Here is a 17759-nt window from a genome sequence, read left to right as displayed (position 1 = left end):
TCATTTCGTCATACGCGCGTAATATTGAGCGCCTTGCGCAAAATAAACGGACATACAATTAAGAATGCATATTCCGGGCTAAATATTGACCCGGTAAAAAACAGCGACACGGGCGTAAAAAGATAAAGCTGCACGCGAAAGTTTTGGTTATCACCAAACGCGTTAATCATCATTTTGAAAACTTTAAACAGGTACCACAGCGTCAACAGTACGGCGAACCACGAAAAGTAGATAATTAACAGATACAGACCATTGTCTATGGTTTTACCGACATCCGCACCGTTAAAGATTCCGAATGATGCAACATATTCGTAAAGTGAGCCAAATCTTACTACGCCATCAATATGGGTTAAGGAATAACCCACCATCACCAGCGGACCAATGATGCGATAATAAGATGATGAGCCTTCGGTTCCCAGATCGCCCAAACGTTCAGAGATGTATGGGAAAGCAAATACTATGCCCACCATAAATACCGTCAGGGAGATAATCGCCAGCGGCATCTTTTTCTTTATGGCATCTTTGTTCAGATACTGGAACGCCCACTCAAGCAGGTAAAACAGGATAAACGTCATTACCCCTGAGAACGATCCTGACAGAACAATTCCTGCAAGAATCATAGCATCGGTCTTGGGGGTTTTGATACCAAACTGTTTGATGCTGAGCCAAATTGAGATTAACGCCAGAGCAAAGAAAGCCGGTTCAAAATAGAGCGCGGTGGTACGTTTTCCGCCAAACTTAATGAAGTTCAGAACATAGCTGTTACTGTAAATGAGATATTTCGAAATTATTTCCATCAGGCTGCTGCCGCCGGTCAGAATAATTTGCGCCATCTCCATCGCGGCAAGCATAACGATGATCCCGACCACAATATAAAAGAACCTAAGGATTTTCCTATAATTGTGCGGGGAAATAGTTTTAAAGCGAATACTCCAGACCATGCCGATAATAATGACGATATAAACAAACAGCATGGTCGAGGTGACGTATTTGCTGGCGTCCAGAGACTGACCAAAGATGTAGTTAAATGCCGTCAGGCCAACCCCCATACCCAGCGCAATCATCAGCTTCTTAAGACTAATCTTCTCAACGAAGAGCAAAAGCAGCACGGGCAAGAAGGTGACGATGGTGATCGGGAAGCTTTCTCCCAGCTGGGCAATCTTAACGTTGACCAGCAGGTAGATCAGCGGGAGCAGCAGATAACTACAGATTCTGATAGAACGAGACATACTCCTCCAGCATCTGTTGTCCACTGTAGGCCTTGCGGCTTCGGTTGCGGAACGATTCCAGGTCAGTGCCAAAAACTGCCTGCGCGATATCCGCCTTCGGCATTTGCACCAGCGGCAGCACCTCCTGCTCGGCAAAGGTTTTTCCGCCGGACTTTTCCAGCACTTCGCGCGCGGCGTCGCTGTGGGTGGCAATCACCGGCACGCCGATGGAGAGCGCTTCACACAGGATCAGCGGATAGTTGTCCACGCGGGAGCTGAAGACCAGCGCATCCATTCCGTTCAGGGCGCTCATCAGCTTGCGCTTGTCGGTTTCGAACCCGTGGTTCACCACGTTTACCCCTTCGAACGGGGAAAATTTACCAAAGGTGTGAAGCTCGATCTTTTCGCCCAGCGCCATGATGTCGCGCACCAGCTGCTGGTTGGTTTTGCCGTCGTAGCGCAGGTCGTGCGCAACAATGGCAATCTTCGGTTTGCCCGGCGTTTCGGCGACCGGCGTCAGTTCCGCCAGAATCTCTTCCGTCGCCACGTCGATACCGTTATTGATGATCTTGCAGCGCCCTGCCCCGTACAGGCTGTTGAAGGCATCCGCCACGTGCTGGCTTGGGGAAATAAAGGTGCAGCCGAGCGAGAGCATGTCTCGGAACAGCTGGCGTTTGCCCTCAACCAGCTGATGCGCACGGTCCACTTTTACCGGCGGATAATTGTTTAGCGTCGGGCATTTCTGGCAGTTATCTTTCCAGCCTTCGCAGCCGTCCGTAAAGGCGCAGCGTCCGGTCACGCTCCAGTGATCGTGCAGCGTCCAGACGAATCGGGTATCCGGCTTATGCGCCTTTACCTTCTCACAAAACGCCACCACCTCTTCCAGATTCAGCCAGTAGCTGTGCAGCACGTGAAAATGCAGCACCACCGGACCGGGGGTGCGCGTCACGGTGCGGTACAGGCTGTTCAGGTTGCCAAACAGATCGCGGTTGAACAGGCGAAACAGCGCGATGTTGGCAATGGAGGTCAGTCGCGGGGTCTGCTTAAGCACCTGCGGGTAGTTATCATGGCTGACGCTTTTCTTGCCGCCTTTGCCGTAGCCGTAAACAAAGCGCGACTGTAGCCCTTTTTGCAGCGCGCGCTGGTGCAGATCCAGCGCCACGCCTGCCGCGCCGCCCTCTGCGAGGCGCACGTTAAATTGCAGAATGTTCATTTAATCACCTTCACGCGGGCTTTTTCACCCACCACCAGCGCGTTATCCGGAATGCTGTCCAGCACCACGCTGCCTGCGCCAATCGTCACGTTGTTACCGACGGTGATATCGCCAATCATCACCACGTTCGCGCCCAGCTCGACGTTATTGCCTATCACCGGGCAGGCCAGGCTCTCCGGCCCGCGGTTGCCAATAGTGACGGCATGGCGAATGGTAAAATCATCGCCCGCGACGACGAACTTGTTGATGACCACGGCGTAGCCGTGGTGAATGGTGAAGCGGCGGCCAATGGTGGCAGCGGCCTGAATTTCATAGCCAAAAAAGCATTCGGTGATGATGCGGTACAGCACCAGCACCGGTGCAGCCCACAGGTTGTTAAGCACGTTTTTCTTGCGCCACACCGAGCAGAAATGCGCGATGCGGTACGCCAGAACCATACAGCACGGGCGCAGGCTCCAGCCGTTTGCGCGGCAATCTTCCAGAAACATTATTTCCCCCGAAGCCCGTCGGCCAGACGCTTGCCGTTACGTACCGAAAGCAGCGTAAACAGCGTGCGCCAGTTCATGCGCTTGTTGCGGATCTGATAGAGGGTAAAGAGCTGATACTTACGGCTGGCACGGTCGAACTTGTCCTTGTGCTTGCGGTAAAAGTGGAAGTAGCCGGAGAATTTTTTCGGCGAGGAGGTGATTTGCATCTCCCCGTGGTTGATGTGCAGGATCTGCGTCGCCTCTTCCACCTTCCACGGTTCGCCGTACTCCACCACCATCCGCAGGAAAATGTCGTAATCCTGCGCGGCCTTCAGCTCGGTATCGAACAGACACTCTTTGAATCGCCACGCCCAGGTAAAGACCTGGTTGCCGATAATGTTGCGCTTGTAAAACAGGCGGCGGGAGTAAGGTGATTTCGGATACAGCGGCAGGCTGGCCGGCTGCGAGTACACTTCGCCCTGGCAGACATAGTCGTTGGCGTAGAGAAACGCGTGCGTCACCAGCTGCGCTTTGTGCGACAGGAAAATCGACAGCCGGTTTGGCGTCCATTCGTCATCGTCGTCAATGCCGGTCAGATACTGCCCTTTCGCCTGCATAATCGCCTGGTTGCGTACCGCGCACGCCCCGGAATTGATCGGGTTATGGGTGTACACCACGCGCGGGTCGTTAAGGTCGTCAACGAATGCCTGCAGCTGTTCAAAAGAGGAGGAGCAGTCATCCACGACGATCAGCTCCCAGTTGTCGTAATCCTGACGCAGGACCGATTTAATCGCGCGGATCGCCAGCTGCTGACGATTCCATGTCGGCATATAGATAGAAATCAAAGGGCGTTGTGTGGTCATATTTTCCCCTCACCCCTCACCCCGGCCCTCTCCCCCGAAGGGAGAGGGTGAGGGGTGAGAGATCTTTTTTATTTAGAGTCAGATTTGTATTCGTACTCGTAGTAACCGTAATCCTGGTACCCGGTCGCGCGGCGGAAGATGGAGTTCAGAATGACCCCCTTCACCTCAATACCGTTCTGCTCGAAGCGGCTCAGGCTGGTTTCCACCTCTTTCAGCGTGTTCACCGCATAGCGCGCGACCATCAGGGTAGTGCCCGCATGGCGGCCCACTACGGCGGCGTCGGTCACGGCCAGAATCGGTGGCGTATCGATCAGCACCAGGTCATAGGTTTTGCTCGCCCATTCAATCAGCTGGCTGAAGCGTTCGCTCATCAGCAGCTCAGACGGGTTCGGCGGCACCTGGCCACGCGGGATCAGGTCAAATTTCGGAATCGAGGTCGGCTTCGCGCTTTCTTCGATCGCCCCTTTGCCGAGCAGAATTTCCGAAAGACCGTTGACGTTGTTGGTGCCCAGCAGCTCGTGGGTATAGCCCTTACGCATGTCACAGTCGATCAGCAGCACGCGCTTGTTGGTCTGGCTCACCACCGCCGCCAGGTTGGCGCAGACGAACGTTTTACCGATAGACGGGCTGACGCCGGTCATCATCAGAACGTTGTTTTTGGCCTGCATCATGGCGAAGTGGAGGCTGGTGCGCAGGCTGCGCACCGCTTCAATCGCGAGATCGGTCGGGTTACCGACGGCCAGCAGCTGGCTCTGCTTGTAGCGCTTGACGCCCTTAACGGTTTTAACGCTGTCACGCGACTTCTGCCATTCGGAAAGCGGGATGCTGGCATAGACGCTGATGCCGTTCTCTTCCAGCACATGCGGGCTTTCGATACCCCGGTTGAACAGGGAGCGCAGCAGTACGCCAACGATGGAGAGCATCAGGCCGAGAATAATGCTGCCGAGAATAATCAGCGCTTTCTTCGGCTTCAGCACGCCAGGCTGCGTAATCGCCGGGTCAACGATACGCACGTCGCCTACGGTGCTCGCCTCGGTGATTTTCAGCTCCTGCTGTTTGTTCAGCAGCTGCATATAAACCTGCTGGCCGGACTCCACGTCGCGCGTCAGGCGCACAATTTCCTGCTGCGTCTTCGGCATGGCCGTAACGCGGTTATTCAGCTTCGCCTTCTCTTCTTCCAGCGTCTGACGTTTTTCCAGCAGGGTTCGGTACGCCGGGTGACGTTTGGTGTACAGCTTGGAAATTTCCGCCTCTTTAAAGGTCAGCTCGTTCAGCTGGGCGTCGATGTTTACCATCGAGTCGAGAACCGATTTCGCCTCCAGCGGCAGGTCGACGGAATCTTTATCCTGACGATAGGCGTTCAGCTTGTTCTCTGCGTCATCAAGATGGGCGCGCACTTCCGGGAGCTGTTTCGCGAGGAAGGCCAGGCTTTTTGCCGCTTCCGCTGATTTGCGCTCAACGTTCTGCTCAAGGTAGTTGCGGGTGATGCTGTTCAGGATATCGCGGATTTTGTCCTTATCTTCACCGGTGAACGTCATGCTGAGGACGCCAGTGTCCTTGCCGTTTTCGGTGACGGTCAGGTTGTTCTGCAGGTTGTTAATCATCCCCAGCGTGGAGAATTTGGTGACCGTAAAATCACCGCCTTCCTGCGCATTGATCGCGCTAACCATCATGCTGACGCCGTCTTTGGTCAGCATCTGCCCCACTTCACCGCGCGCGCTAAAGCCCGCATCGCTGGTCAGCTGATACTGTTTCGGGCCAAGCACGGTAAGGGTAAAGGTCTGCTCCGCACCGCCTTTTGGCAGCACGAAATCCGTCACTTTCACGGTGTCATTGCTGCGGCCCATCAGGCGGTCCCAGCCGGCACCAAACACCGGGAAGGTATTTTTGGTAACCGAGATATCCAGCCCTAAATCGTGAACCGTTTTGCCCAGCACCAGTCTCGACTGGATGAGCTGGATTTCAGCGTCGGAGGCGGGCGGCTTGTTCGCCAGGGCAGAGCCGATGTCCTGTACCAGCGAGTTACCGGAGTTCTGCTCTATCTGCACCAGCGCATCGGCGCTGTAGATCGGCGTCGCAAACAGCGTATAGACGACGGCCGCAGCGGCGAACACGGCGGTGATCCCAAGCACCCACCACTTTGCCTCTACCACGGTGCCGACCAGGCGACCAATGTCGATTTCATCACTGCCCGAAATCGGGGCGGCAGAAGGTTTTGTTTTTTCTGTCATTGTTATCCCTGCTGAGCTTTCAGTGCCTGCGCCCACTGTCGGGCAGACTGGTCAAGTAAGGTGTATACCGCCTCAAATGCCTCACGGCTCTTGCGATACGGATCGGGAATTTCGCGCTCATTGTCCCAGTGACCAAACAGCATCACCTTGCCGCGCATTTCCGGAGCAATCTCGCACAGCGCGTGAATGTGGCGTTTTTCCATCGTCAGGATCAGGTCGTACTCGCGGCACATCCGGCCGGAAATCTGACGGGCGATGTGCCCGTCGAGAGAAAGGTCGTGATCTTGCGCCACGCTTGCGGCGCGCTCGTCGGCGCCTTTGCCCACCAGCGCCCCAAGCCCCGCGGAGTCGACCGTTAAGCCAGGCTGGTAATGGCGAAGCAGCCGTTCAGCCGTGGGGGAACGGCAAATGTTCCCCACGCATACCACCAATATTTTGTTAAACATCGCGGATTACCAGGTATGAATGTCGCGCGCCGTATCCGTCATGTAGCGAACGCCACTGATGGTTGGCAGCAACTGGTTGATCAGGCGGTTCCAACGGGCAACCGGCGCGGTAGTGACATACACCACATCGTATGGCTGGAGGCGGAACTCCGTGGCCATGACCAGCGACGTCGCATCGGACATATCGAGCTGGTAGATGTTGGCAATTTTGCCTTTCGCGCTGCCCTCGCCTTTCAGCGGACGGATCACGAAGATGCCGCTGGCGTTCGAGGAGGTCAGATCGATACCTTCCGCATTGCCCAGCGCTTCGGTCAGGGTCATCCCGCTGAAGTCCATCTTCAGGGTGCTCTGTTTCTTCACTTCACCCATCACGAACACTTTCAGATCGTCGTTACGCGGCACGTACAGGATGTCGCCCGGATAGAGCAGGCGGTTCTGCGTCAGGTCGCCGTTTTGCATCAGCGCCTGCAGGGAAATGCGCTGCTCTTTGCCTTCGTGGGTCAGAACGACGTTACGCCAGTCGGCACCGTCGGTTAAGCCGCCTGCGGCATTAATGGCATCGAGAACGGTCAGCGGAACGTTGGTGATCGCCTGCTGGCCCGATTTGTTTACCTGGCCGGAGATATAGGCTTTTTGCGAACGGAATGCGGCGATATTAACGTCCACCTGCGGGTCAGCGATGTACTGCGCTAAGCGGCCGGTAATATCACTACGGATCTCAGCCAGCGTTTTGCCAACCACGTGCACTTTGCCGATGTACGGATAGAACATCGTGCCGTCGGACTGCACCCAGTTACCGGTGTCGCTTGAGCTGCGGTACTGGCCCGCAGGAGTTGTTAGTTCAGGATGGTCCCAGACGGTCACGTTGATAACGTCACCTGGCCCTACGCGATACTGGTAGGCGGCAATTTCCTGGTCCAGAGACATATTCGGCTGGGCAACATTCGGACGCGGACGTAATTGTTCTACCAGACGTGGCGTCAATGGATAAACATTCACCATTTTGTCGAGATCAAAATCAGCATCTTGCTGTTTGATCACATCCTTGCCCATTGTTGACATATTGCTGCCGGGAAAGACCGTGCAACCACTCATCAAGGTCACAGACACCAATAATGGCATCAATTTCATTTTGGATTTCATCATTGATTATTTATCACTTTGGCAGAGTAATTATCCTGTGCAATTTAAATAAGCGCGGGTCGTTTTGGCATTCAGAATGCAGTTAATCAATTCGAAATATAACTGGCATCAGTCCTAAAAAAAGCTTATTCATCCATTGGCTATTGACAGAATAATCGAGGCTGATTCACACGCTTTCAGGCACGCTACCGCCCTTGGCTTTCAGTTACCAATCCACTGTCTAAACAATATGTTATGGATATACACCCTCATGGATAAGGTCTTTTTGGAAATATATCAGCAGCTTCAGCAAGCATGCTGATAAAGCGTTACCGTGACTAAAGACCGAAACAATAATAGCAACAAGGAAATTTAACATTTGATGCTGGGAGAATTGTTGCAGCTAACCTAATAGCAGGCAAGGAGACAACTGTCCTAATAACGGTTTTTAAGATTAATATTAAGCGCAAAATTTTCACGTTTTAGGATTTTCTTTATATTGACAAAATATCAATTCAAACCATTTATTGCGATATATCCTAAATACACCTCAGCGTAATAAAATATACGTCATTAGCTTATTTACACCGTTGGCGAATTGCGCTGATTTTTTAGAAGGCTATTAAGAGAAATCTCATCCCGGCATTGCATTTTCGGTCAGCTTTATCCATGATCGAAGTGTGACATTGGTCATATAACAGAAGGTATTGCTATTACTATGGAATGGATTGCCGATCCATCAATCTGGGCCGGGCTGGTTACGCTGGTCGTTATCGAATTAGTTCTCGGTATTGATAATCTGGTCTTTATCGCCATCCTTGCCGAAAAATTGCCCCCATCGCAGCGCGACCGCGCGCGCGTGACGGGTCTGCTGCTGGCGATGGTTATGCGCCTGCTGCTGCTGGCCTCGATTTCCTGGCTGGTCACCCTCACGACTCCCCTTTTCTCCGTTCGCGGCTTCAGCTTCAGCGCCCGCGACCTGATCATGCTCGTTGGCGGGCTATTCCTGCTCTTCAAAGCCACGGTGGAACTGAACGAGCGGCTCGAAGGGAAGGACAGCGACAACCCCACCCAGCGACGCGGGGCGAAATTCTGGCCGGTCGTCGCGCAGATTGTGGTGCTGGACGCCGTCTTCTCGCTGGATTCGGTGATCACCGCCGTCGGGATGGTCGACCATCTGGCCGTGATGATGGCCGCCGTGATCATCGCCATCACGCTGATGGTGATGGCAAGTAAAGCCCTTACGCGGTTTGTGAACAGCCACCCGACCATCGTGATCCTCTGTCTGAGCTTCCTGCTGATGATTGGCTTTAGCCTGGTCGCCGACGGCTTTGGCTTCCACATCCCGAAAGGCTACCTGTACGCAGCGATTGGCTTCTCGGTCATGATTGAGTCGCTGAACCAGCTTGCTATATTCAATCGTCGCCGCTTCCTTTCGGCGAACCAGACCCTGCGTCAGCGCACTGCCGATACCGTGATGCGCCTGCTCAGCGGGCGGAAAGAGGATGCAGAGCTGGACGCAGAATCCGCGTCGATGCTTGCCGATCACAGCGACGGGCAGATTTTCAACCCGCAGGAGCGCAGGATGATTGAGCGGGTGCTCAACCTGAACCAGCGCTCGGTCAGCAGCATCATGACCTCGCGCCATGACATTGAGCATATCGACCTGACGGCCCCGGAAGAGCAGATCCTCGCCCTTCTGGATAAAAACCAGCACACCCGCGTAGTGGTGACAGGCGGTGAAGAAGAGGAAGAGCTGCTGGGCGTGGTGCATGTGATCGATCTGCTGCAGCAGCAGCTGCACGGTGAACCGCTTAACCTGCGCGCGCTGGTGCGCCAGCCCCTGGTGTTCCCTGAAGCCCTGCCGCTGCTCTCCGCGCTTGAACAGTTCCGCAATGCGCGCACGCACTTTGCCTTTGTGGTCGACGAGTTCGGCTCTGTCGAAGGCCTGGTGACGCTCAGCGACGTGATGGAAACCATCGCGGGTAATCTGCCTAACGAGGTGGATGAGATCGATGCGCGCCATGACATTCAGAAGAATGCCGACGGAAGCTGGACCGCAAACGGCCATATGCCGCTGGAGGACCTGGTGCAGTTTGTACCGCTGCCGCTGGACGACAAGCGCGAATACCACACCATAGCGGGACTGTTAATGGAGTATCTGCAGCGGATCCCGCAGCCGGGAGAAGAGGTTCAGGTGGGGGATTTCATGCTCAAAACGCTGCAGGTTGAAAGCCATCGCGTGCAGAAGGTGCAGCTAATACCGCTGCGAAGCGAGGATGAGATAGATTTTGAGGTGTAGATAAAAGCAAAACGGCAACCTCGTTGCCGTTTTTAGTGTTTGCGCCCTCTCCACGTGGGAGAGGGTCGGGGTGAGGGCATCAGGCCGCACATGCCACCCGGCGCGTCAGCTTTTGTAGGCCGGGTAAGGCGTAGCCGCCACCCGGCACCACCGACATCAAAGCTTATCTAACAGCTTCTTCACGTCCTTGCCGTTTTGTGAATCTTTATTGCGTTCCGCCCAGTCACTCAGCCGACGTTTAGCTTCATCCTGCAGATGCTTGCGCAGGATTTGATCAACCTGCAGGCTGTAGTTCAGCTCCTGCCATTTGCCGTAAACATTCAGCGGGACCGGGGTCTCCTTCAGGAAGTCGATAAGCTCGCCTTCCCCTTCCCAGCCAGAAAGGACCCGGACGTTAAAGCGGGTATCGGCCGTCTCTTTCACCAGATCCAACGAGCCTTCACCCGTTAAGGAGAGCAGGGATGACGTTCCTTCCATGTTATCCATTGAGAGCTGCCCGTTTGCGAGCGACAGTTCGGTAGTGAAAGTGTCGAGGCGGGTAGCGCTGTCGTAATTCTCATTGGCCTTCACGTTGCTGCTGCGCTCAACCGCCTGCTGCACCAGCTGCTGGAAGTTCAGCCCTTCCATGCGCGTATCTTTCAGCTCAACGTGCGCCTGGCCCTGCCAGCTGTGACGAAACGCCTCGGCATCTATCCTGGTGCCGGAGAAATCCCCCGCCATCGTCAGCTGCCCGGTCATGGCGATGGGGTAATTAAAGGCTTTAAGGATTGTACCAATCTCAACATTCTCAAGCCGCGGCTGGAACTCGGCGCGGGAGACATCTTTTCGAACGTCCAGCGTACCCGGCAGCGATATATGCCCTGCCCCCATTCTGCCGCTAAGCTCAGAGATGGCCAGCTGCCCGTTATGGTTGAACATTTGGCTGCTGACGTCGGTAAAATCAATGCCACGCCAGCGTACGGCGTTGGCTTTCAACAGAATGTCGGCGGTAAACCCGCGCAGGCTGTTGTAGTCGGGCTGATCGAGATTGGAGGAGATCACCGGGCGAGATTTCGCAAGCTGGCTTTGGCCCGTCTGAACGGCGTCGCCGTCCGTCGCGCTCGCCGGCTGCGGCGGAAGCAGGTTCTCCAGATTAAGCTTATCGAACTGCAGGTCGAGAACCCATTTCGGCTCTTCAGCCAGCGTGACGCTCGCCTGCCCTTTCAGGCTGCTGTCATTGGCCTGCAGGTTAAGGTTTTTCAGCTCAAGCTGCTTCAGCTCTTCACGCCAGACGGCCTGCAGCGTCCCCTGGCCGGTAATGCCTTTGAGCGGCAGATCCGCGCCCGTCAGCTGCCAGCTGAGCTGCTGGATATCCGCGGTGAGCTGATGGGGATAGTCCGACGCGTCAACGTTGGCATTCATGGAGAGGTTCAGATCGCGCTGGTCACGGTTGACGCGCCCGGAGAACTCCACGGTAGCGACGTGCAGTTCGTCCTGCTCCATCTTCAGGTTGATATTGCGAACGGTAACCTGTTCGTCACCCTCATGCTGGAAAACCAGCACGCTGTCCGCCACTTTCAGTTTGCCGATATCGAATGACCAGCCGGTATCTGAGGGGACATCAGGTAAGGTATTTTCGCGCGGAGCCACCGGCGCATCCGCCTCACGGACCGCCTCCGATTGAGGCGTGAGCTGGATCACCGCCCCTTTCAGCATCACCTGGTCCACCTGGAGCTGATGCGAGAAAAGCGGGATAAGCGCCACGTCAAGACGCATATTATCCGCCGAGACCAGCGGCTGCGTCGCCCCGGGAGCGGTTAACGACATGCGTCCAGAGAGAATGCTGAGCTGCGGCCAGACGTGCCAGCGGAGCGGGCCGTCCAGCTTGAGTTCATACCCGCTGCGTGCTTCGACCTGCCGCACCATATAGGTACGGAAATCGTTGGGGTTAACCAGCAGCACCAACGCGGAAAGGCCAGCAACCAGCACCACCAGCAAAATCATCAGCGTTGTCAGAACTCTTCTCATGGCATCCTCAGTGGTCTAACAATCAGTCTTTATCAATACGACTGGCAACCGCACCCTGCTGGTCGCGATATTTTGCGTCCTGGCGGCGGTTATAAGGACGATCGGCCGGGCCCGTCAGCGGCTCAAAGCTCAACGCACCGATCATCATGCCAGGGCGCAGGGCCAGCGGCAGCTTGCCGGCGTTGAAGAACTCCAGCACGATACGGCCAGACCAGCCGGGATCGATACGGTGCGCGGTCACGTGAACCATCAGGCCCAGACGCGCCAGTGAGGAACGGCCATCCAGCCACCCCACCAGATCCGCAGGCAGCGTAACGGATTCATACGTCACCGCCAGCGCCAGCTCACCCGGATGCAGATAGAAAGCGTCACCCTCGTCGAGAACGATTTCATCGCTCATCACGCGATCCAGCGCCGCGCTGACTTCGTCTTTCGGCCCGCTGAGGTCGATAAACGGGGCGGTATGGCCGCTGAAGGTGCGGAATTTATTCCCCAGACGCACATCAACGGTCACGCCGTTAATCCGCTCTACCGGCGGGCGCGGGGTGATAGACAGGCGGCCCTCATCCAGCCAGGCTTCTATATCACGGTCACAAAGACGCATGGCACTTTCTCCTTTCGTGCATCGCGCCCTGAGGCTTTTCAGGCTCAGGGCAAAACCAGGTTATCTCTGAACGGTACACAATTCGCGCGGCTTATTCAAAAAACTGGCTGATTTTCGCTTTCAAGATATCAATGGCAATACGGTTTTTACCGCCGCGAGGCACGATAATATCGGCGTATTGCTTAGATGGCTCGATAAATTGCAGGAACATTGGGCGGACGGTTTTCTGATATTGCGCCATGACCGAGTCCATGGAGCGGCCACGTTCGTTCACGTCGCGCTTAATGCGGCGCATCAGGCAGATATCCAGCGGGGTGTCGACGAAAATCGAGAAGTTCATCGACTCACGCAGGCGGGCGTCGGTCAGCAGCAGAATACCTTCGAGGATAATCACCTTCTTCGGCTCAATGCGGACAGTTTCCTGGGTGCGGGTATGTTCTACATAGCTATAAACCGGCAGCTCAATGGCCGTGCCGTTTTTAAGTGACTGAAGATGCTGGAATAACAAGCTGTGATCCATCGCGCTCGGATGGTCATAGTTGGTTTTAACGCGCTCTTCCATCGAAAGATGGGATTGATCTTTGTAATAGCTATCTTCGGGAATGACGCCGATGTGCTCATCACCAACTTGTTCACGCAGTTCGCGGTAAAGCGTACTGGCAATAAGACTTTTACCTGAAGCTGATGCGCCGGCGATGCCTATGATGACGCACTGATGAGACTTATCAGTCATAAATTTAGCGACCTGATTAACCTGGATGTTAAGGAAGGACGACGCCGGAGCGTCAAACGCGGCAATTATAGGGATTTCGCGGGCATGATACCAGTCGAATGCGCAGGTTATGCGAGACGGGCTGTAAAGTCGCTTTTCGCGCCCTGAGCTAAATTTTAACGAGCACTTTTTCGGCGTTTAACGTGAATTTTTAGCAGAGTAACTATTTAATAAGTCTATGATGTCAAATTATGAGCAGTCGGCATATAAATTGTAAATTGTTTGTACTAGCATAAACCAAATTATTAATTTCGCGCGTCCGGACCTCGCTCCTGACAGCATGGCGTCCCTGGATAAAGCGGTAATGAATAAACAATACCAGCGGGTTTTGGTTACGACCCCACATCCTTTACTGCGGCTTGTCTGTCTGGGTCTGGTCACGTTCATCTTCACCTTATTCTCCCTTGAGCTGACCCGCTTCGGTACGCTGCTGGCCCCGCTCTGGTTCCCGACCTCCATTATGATGGTGGCGTTTTACCGCCACGCGGGAAAAATGTGGCCCGGCATCGCGCTTGCCTGCTCGTTCGGGAACGTGCTGGCCTCGTGGATGCTGTTTTCGTGGGACTCCGTCAGCCTTACCTATCCCGTTGTAAACATCATCGAGGCCAGCATTGGTGCGATACTGCTGCGCAAGCTGCTCCCCTGGTACAACCCGCTGCAAAACCTGAACGACTGGGTCCGCCTGGCTATCGGTAGCGCCCTCATCCCCCCTCTCATCGGCGGGGTGCTGGTCCATTTTCTGGTGCCGAGCGCAGAGCCGCTGCGTACCTTCCTCGTCTGGGTCTTGTCAGAATCCATCGGCGCGCTGGCGCTGGTCCCGCTCGGATTGCTGTTTAAACCGCACTATCTGCTGCGTCATCGTAACCCCAGGCTGCTGCTGGAAACGCTGGTCACGCTGGCCGTAACGCTGGTTCTGAGCTGGGCGGCGATTTCCTGGCTGCCCTGGCCGTTTACCTGCGTCATCGTTCTGCTGATGTGGAGCGCCGTGCGCCTGCCGCGCATGGAAGCCTTCCTGGTCTTTCTAGTCACCGTGATGATGGTTTCGCTGATGATGGCGCGAGACCCGATCGTGATATCGCCGCAAACCACCGTCGTCATGTTCAACGCCCCCTGGCTGCCGTTCCTGATGCTGCTTTTGCCCGCTAACGTGATGACGATGGTGATGTATGCGTTTCGCGCCGAGCGTAAACACATCACCGAGAGCGAAGAGCGTTTTCGCAATGCGATGGAATATTCCGCGATTGGTATGGCGCTGGTCGGCATTGAAGGCCAGTGGCTGCAGGCTAACAAAGCGCTGTGCAATTTCCTCGGCTACAGCCAGACGGAGCTCCAGTCCCTCACCTTTCAGCAGCTCACCTGGCCGGAGGATTTGAACACCGACCTGGAACAGCTGGAACAGCTGGTCAACGGGGAAATCAACACTTACTCCCTGGAAAAACGCTACTACACCCGCAGCGGAGAGGTTGTCTGGGCCCTGCTCGCCGTCTCCGTTGTGCGCCATGCCGACGGCACCCCGCTCTACTTTATCGCTCAGATTGAAGACATTAACGATCTCAAGCAGACCGAATGGGTTAACAAACGCCTGATGGAGCGGATTACGCTCGCCAACGAAGCCGGCGGTATCGGCATCTGGGAGTGGGATCTTGAGCCGGACGTTATCAGCTGGGATAAGCGGATGTTCGAGCTTTACGAAATTCCGCCGCACATCAAGCCAACCTGGCAGCTCTGGCACGAGGCGATGGTGCCTGAAGATCGCGAACATGCCGAACAGGTGCTCCGCGATTCGCTGATGGCGAGGCTGCCGTTTAAGCTGGAATTCCGCATTCGGGTGAAGGAAGGCGTTCGCCACATTCGTTCTCTCGCCAATCGGGTGCTGAACAAGCAGGGTGAGGTGGAGCGCCTGCTCGGGATCAATATGGACATGACCGAGGTTAAAGCGCTTAACGAGGCGCTGTTCCAGGAAAAAGAGCGGCTGCACATCACGCTTGATTCCATCGGCGAAGCCGTGCTCTGTACCGATATCGACATGAACGTCACCTTTATGAACCCGGTCGCGGAGGAGATGAGCGGCTGGCCGCAGGCGGAGGCCATTGGGCAGCCGATCCTGAAAGTGCTGCATATTACCTTTGGCGAAAATGGCCCGCTGATGGAGAACATCCACAGCGGCGATATGTCTCGCTCCGACATCGAACAGGACGTGGTGCTCAACTGCCGCACCGGCGGGAGCTTCGATATTCACTACAGCATCACCCCGCTGAGTACGCTTGACGGGCAAAACATCGGCTCCGTGCTGGTGATTCAGGACGTTACCGAGTCGCGCAAAATGCTGCGCCAGCTGAGCTACAGCGCTTCCCACGACGCCCTCACCCACCTGGCTAACCGCGTCAGCTTTGAGAGCCACCTCAAGCGCCTGCTGCAGACGGTGCAGGAGACGCGTCAGCGCCATGCGCTGGTGTTTATCGATCTCGACCGCTTCAAAGCGGTGAACGATACCGCCGGCCACGCGGCGGGCGATGCCCTGCTGCGCGAGCTGTCGTCGTTAATGCTGACCCTGCTGCGCTCCAGCGATGTGCTGGCGCGTCTGGGCGGGGATGAGTTTGGGCTGCTGCTGCCGGACTGCAATGTCGAAAGCGCCCGGTACATTGCCGGGCGCCTGATCCACGCCATCAACAACTATCACTTTATGTGGGAAGGCCGCCTGCATCGGATCGGCGCCAGCGCGGGGATCGCGCTGATAGACGACGGTAATCACCAGGCGGCGGAAGTGATGTCGCAGGCCGATATTGCCTGCTACGCCTCGAAAAACAGCGGCCGTGGCGTGGTGACGGTGTACGAACCGCAGCAGGATCGGATCCACAGCCACCGAAGCATGATGTCGCTGGACGAGCAGTGGCACATGATCAAAGACAACCACCTGCTGATGATTGCCCGCAGCGTCGCCTCACCGCGTATTCCGGAAAGCTGTAACTTCTGGCTGATCTCGCTCCGCCTGTGGACCAGCCAGGGAGAAGTGCAGGAAGAGCATGCGTTCCGCTCCGGGCTGGCAGAGCCCGAGCTGCTCCACGCGCTCGACAGGCGGATCTTCAGCGAATTCTTCCGGGCGTATGCCGCACCGGTGGCAGCAAAAGGCATGGGCGTTGCCCTCCCGCTCTCACTGGCCGGCCTGGCCAGCGTCACGCTGGTGGATGAACTGCTCGAGCTGCTTGAGAAAAGCCCGCTGCCGGGCCGTCTGCTGCATCTGACGATCGCCGTTGAGGTGCTGCACAGCCCGGACGAAAACGTGCATCAGAGCCTGCAAAAACTTCGTCATGCGGGCTGTCGGGTGGTGCTAAGCCAGGTGGGACGCGATATGGACGTCTTTAATCACCTCAGCCCCAATATGGCGGACTATCTGATGCTGGATACCGAAGTGGTGAGCAACGTGCACGGCAATCTGATGGACGAGATGATGGTGACCATTATTCAGGGGCACGCCCAGCGTCTGGGGATGAAAACCCTTGCCGGACCGTGCAACCAGCCGATCATGATGGACACGCTCTCCGGCATTGGCATTGATTTTATCTACGGCGATACCATTGCCGAACCGCAGCCGCTGGAGCTACTCCTGAACACCAGCTACTTCGCCATCAATTAACGGTGACCAGCCGTCGGTATACCAGATGTGTAAAAGCGCATAAGAGCGCCACGGCTGCCAGCGCTCAGCGTAGCGGCGGATCTGCGCGGGGGTCATGCCGCTGAACCGCTGTTTAATCAGGTAGTCATCCGGCAGGAAGACATCCTTCGCCTGCCAGCCGCGCAGCGCCAGATAATTGGCCGTCCAGCGCCCGATCCCCGGACGCTGCTGAAGCGCCTTCATCCCGGCCTCAATATCCTCAGGCGGAAAAAGCGGGAATTCCCCCTCCACCACCGACTGCGCAAGATGAATCAACGACTCCGCACGCTTAACCGGCATGCCCAGCGCCTTCAGCGCCAGCGGGTCGGCTGCCGCCAGCGCCAGCGGCGTGGGGAAACAGGTATAGGCCGGAGCGTCCTTCACCGGCTCACCGCACAGCGCCACCACCCGCGAAGCCAGTTTCGCCGCCATCGCCACGCTCACCAGCTGCCCGAGAATGGCCCGCACGCCCTGCTCGTAGGCATCCATGGCTCCCGGTAAACGTAAGCCAGGCCGCGCGGCGCCAAGCTCGCCCAGCGCGTCCGCGATTTGCTTTGGATCGCAGGCGAGATCGAACAGGCGTTCAATACGTTCAAGACAGCGCGGCGCCACCGGCTCCAGGCCCGGGCTAAGCGCCACCGTCAGCGTATTGCGTTGGGTATCCGGCGTAACGCGAAATATCCCCTGATGCCCTTCGCAGGCAAAGCTGCGCTCGTAATAGCGTTCCGTGACGGTTTCCACGCCCGTCACCGCACGCGCGCCGAGAAAGCCAAACATCCACTGCCAGTCGTAAGGGGGTTGCCAGTTCAGGGTGTACATCGCGTCTCCTTTTCAGTTCTCTCCAGCATAAACCGATTGCGCGCGCGACGCCT

Annotated in this window: 13 protein-coding genes; 2 read left to right on the top strand and 11 right to left on the bottom strand. The window is 56.1% G+C overall.

The features are described from left to right. Positions 1 to 8: 8 nt before the first annotated feature. The 7 genes from wcaD to D5067_RS08240 form a co-directional block, all read right to left on the bottom strand. Positions 9 to 1229 (bottom strand): colanic acid polymerase WcaD, encoded by a 1221-nt coding sequence (gene wcaD / locus D5067_RS08270; RefSeq protein ID WP_119938257.1) that lies wholly within the window; start codon positions 1227 to 1229, stop codon positions 9 to 11. After that, positions 1204 to 2421, bottom strand: a complete 1218-nt coding sequence (gene wcaC, locus D5067_RS08265; protein ID WP_119938258.1) for a colanic acid biosynthesis glycosyltransferase WcaC — start codon at positions 2419 to 2421, stop codon at positions 1204 to 1206. The genes wcaD and wcaC overlap by 26 nt, the downstream gene beginning before the upstream one ends. Continuing rightward, entirely contained in the window at positions 2418 to 2909 is a 492-nt protein-coding gene (gene wcaB, locus D5067_RS08260) for a colanic acid biosynthesis acetyltransferase WcaB (protein ID WP_042320603.1), read from the bottom strand. The genes wcaC and wcaB overlap by 4 nt, the downstream gene beginning before the upstream one ends. Further along, on the bottom strand, positions 2909 to 3751 hold the full coding sequence (gene wcaA, locus D5067_RS08255; protein ID WP_119938259.1) for a colanic acid biosynthesis glycosyltransferase WcaA: 843 nt from the start codon (positions 3749 to 3751) through the stop codon (positions 2909 to 2911). The genes wcaB and wcaA overlap by 1 nt, the downstream gene beginning before the upstream one ends. A 68-nt stretch (positions 3752 to 3819) precedes the next feature. After that, entirely contained in the window at positions 3820 to 5982 is a 2163-nt protein-coding gene (gene wzc, locus D5067_RS08250; protein ID WP_119938260.1) for a tyrosine-protein kinase Wzc, read from the bottom strand. Positions 5983 to 5984: 2 nt separating this feature from the next. Then, positions 5985 to 6428, bottom strand: a complete 444-nt coding sequence (gene wzb / locus D5067_RS08245; protein ID WP_119938261.1) for a low molecular weight protein-tyrosine-phosphatase Wzb — start codon at positions 6426 to 6428, stop codon at positions 5985 to 5987. A 6-nt stretch (positions 6429 to 6434) separates the two neighbouring features. Next, positions 6435 to 7574: a polysaccharide export protein gene (locus tag D5067_RS08240; RefSeq protein ID WP_119938262.1), complete on the bottom strand. Its 1140-nt coding sequence runs from the start codon at positions 7572 to 7574 to the stop codon at positions 6435 to 6437. Between the two features lie 694 nt (positions 7575 to 8268). On the opposite strand from D5067_RS08240, the gene D5067_RS08235 reads away from it, so the two are divergent. Further along, on the top strand, positions 8269 to 9852 hold the full coding sequence (locus D5067_RS08235; RefSeq protein ID WP_119938263.1) for a TerC family protein: 1584 nt from the start codon (positions 8269 to 8271) through the stop codon (positions 9850 to 9852). Positions 9853 to 10008: 156 nt separating this feature from the next. On the opposite strand, the gene asmA is transcribed toward D5067_RS08235, so the two are convergent. The 3 genes from asmA to udk form a co-directional block, all read right to left on the bottom strand. Next, entirely contained in the window at positions 10009 to 11859 is a 1851-nt protein-coding gene (gene asmA / locus D5067_RS08230; protein WP_119938264.1) for an outer membrane assembly protein AsmA, read from the bottom strand. A gap of 22 nt (positions 11860 to 11881) precedes the next feature. Beyond that, positions 11882 to 12463 carry a dCTP deaminase gene (gene dcd, locus D5067_RS08225; RefSeq protein ID WP_119938265.1) on the bottom strand — a complete coding sequence of 194 codons (582 nt, stop codon included), beginning with the start codon at positions 12461 to 12463 and terminating at the stop codon, positions 11882 to 11884. A 91-nt stretch (positions 12464 to 12554) separates the two neighbouring features. Further along, complete coding sequence (gene udk / locus D5067_RS08220) at positions 12555 to 13196, bottom strand: uridine kinase (RefSeq protein ID WP_119938266.1); 642 nt, start codon at positions 13194 to 13196, stop codon at positions 12555 to 12557. Between the two features lie 343 nt (positions 13197 to 13539). Between udk and D5067_RS08215 the strand changes: the two genes are divergently transcribed. Continuing rightward, positions 13540 to 16869: a diguanylate cyclase gene (locus D5067_RS08215; RefSeq protein WP_119938321.1), complete on the top strand. Its 3330-nt coding sequence runs from the start codon at positions 13540 to 13542 to the stop codon at positions 16867 to 16869. Here D5067_RS08215 and alkA read toward each other — a convergent pair. After that, a complete protein-coding gene (gene alkA / locus D5067_RS08210; protein ID WP_119938267.1) occupies positions 16834 to 17706 on the bottom strand; it encodes a DNA-3-methyladenine glycosylase 2 in 873 nt (290 codons plus the stop codon). The two genes, D5067_RS08215 and alkA, sit on opposite strands and share 36 nt — an antisense overlap. Between the last annotated feature and the right edge of the window lie 53 nt (positions 17707 to 17759).

The sequence above is a fragment of the Enterobacter huaxiensis genome (genome assembly GCF_003594935.2).
GTDB classification, from domain to species: Bacteria; Pseudomonadota; Gammaproteobacteria; order Enterobacterales; family Enterobacteriaceae; genus Enterobacter; species Enterobacter huaxiensis.
This window is presented reverse-complemented; position numbering and strand designations above follow the sequence as displayed.

Excerpts from the sequence above, each read along its gene's own strand:
- wcaD (WP_119938257.1), bottom strand. The coding sequence starts at position 1,229 with ATGTCTCGTTCTATCAGAATCTGTAGTTATCTGCTGCTCCCGCTGATC.
- wcaC (WP_119938258.1), bottom strand. The coding sequence starts at position 2,421 with ATGAACATTCTGCAATTTAACGTGCGCCTCGCAGAGGGCGGCGCGGCA.
- wcaB (WP_042320603.1), bottom strand. The coding sequence starts at position 2,909 with ATGTTTCTGGAAGATTGCCGCGCAAACGGCTGGAGCCTGCGCCCGTGC.
- wcaA (WP_119938259.1), bottom strand. The coding sequence starts at position 3,751 with ATGACCACACAACGCCCTTTGATTTCTATCTATATGCCGACATGGAAT.
- wzc (WP_119938260.1), bottom strand. The coding sequence starts at position 5,982 with ATGACAGAAAAAACAAAACCTTCTGCCGCCCCGATTTCGGGCAGTGAT.
- wzb (WP_119938261.1), bottom strand. The coding sequence starts at position 6,428 with ATGTTTAACAAAATATTGGTGGTATGCGTGGGGAACATTTGCCGTTCC.
- D5067_RS08240 (WP_119938262.1), bottom strand. The coding sequence starts at position 7,574 with ATGATGAAATCCAAAATGAAATTGATGCCATTATTGGTGTCTGTGACC.
- D5067_RS08235 (WP_119938263.1), top strand. The coding sequence starts at position 8,269 with ATGGAATGGATTGCCGATCCATCAATCTGGGCCGGGCTGGTTACGCTG.
- asmA (WP_119938264.1), bottom strand. The coding sequence starts at position 11,859 with ATGAGAAGAGTTCTGACAACGCTGATGATTTTGCTGGTGGTGCTGGTT.
- dcd (WP_119938265.1), bottom strand. The coding sequence starts at position 12,463 with ATGCGTCTTTGTGACCGTGATATAGAAGCCTGGCTGGATGAGGGCCGC.
- udk (WP_119938266.1), bottom strand. The coding sequence starts at position 13,196 with ATGACTGATAAGTCTCATCAGTGCGTCATCATAGGCATCGCCGGCGCA.
- D5067_RS08215 (WP_119938321.1), top strand. The coding sequence starts at position 13,540 with ATGAATAAACAATACCAGCGGGTTTTGGTTACGACCCCACATCCTTTA.
- alkA (WP_119938267.1), bottom strand. The coding sequence starts at position 17,706 with ATGTACACCCTGAACTGGCAACCCCCTTACGACTGGCAGTGGATGTTT.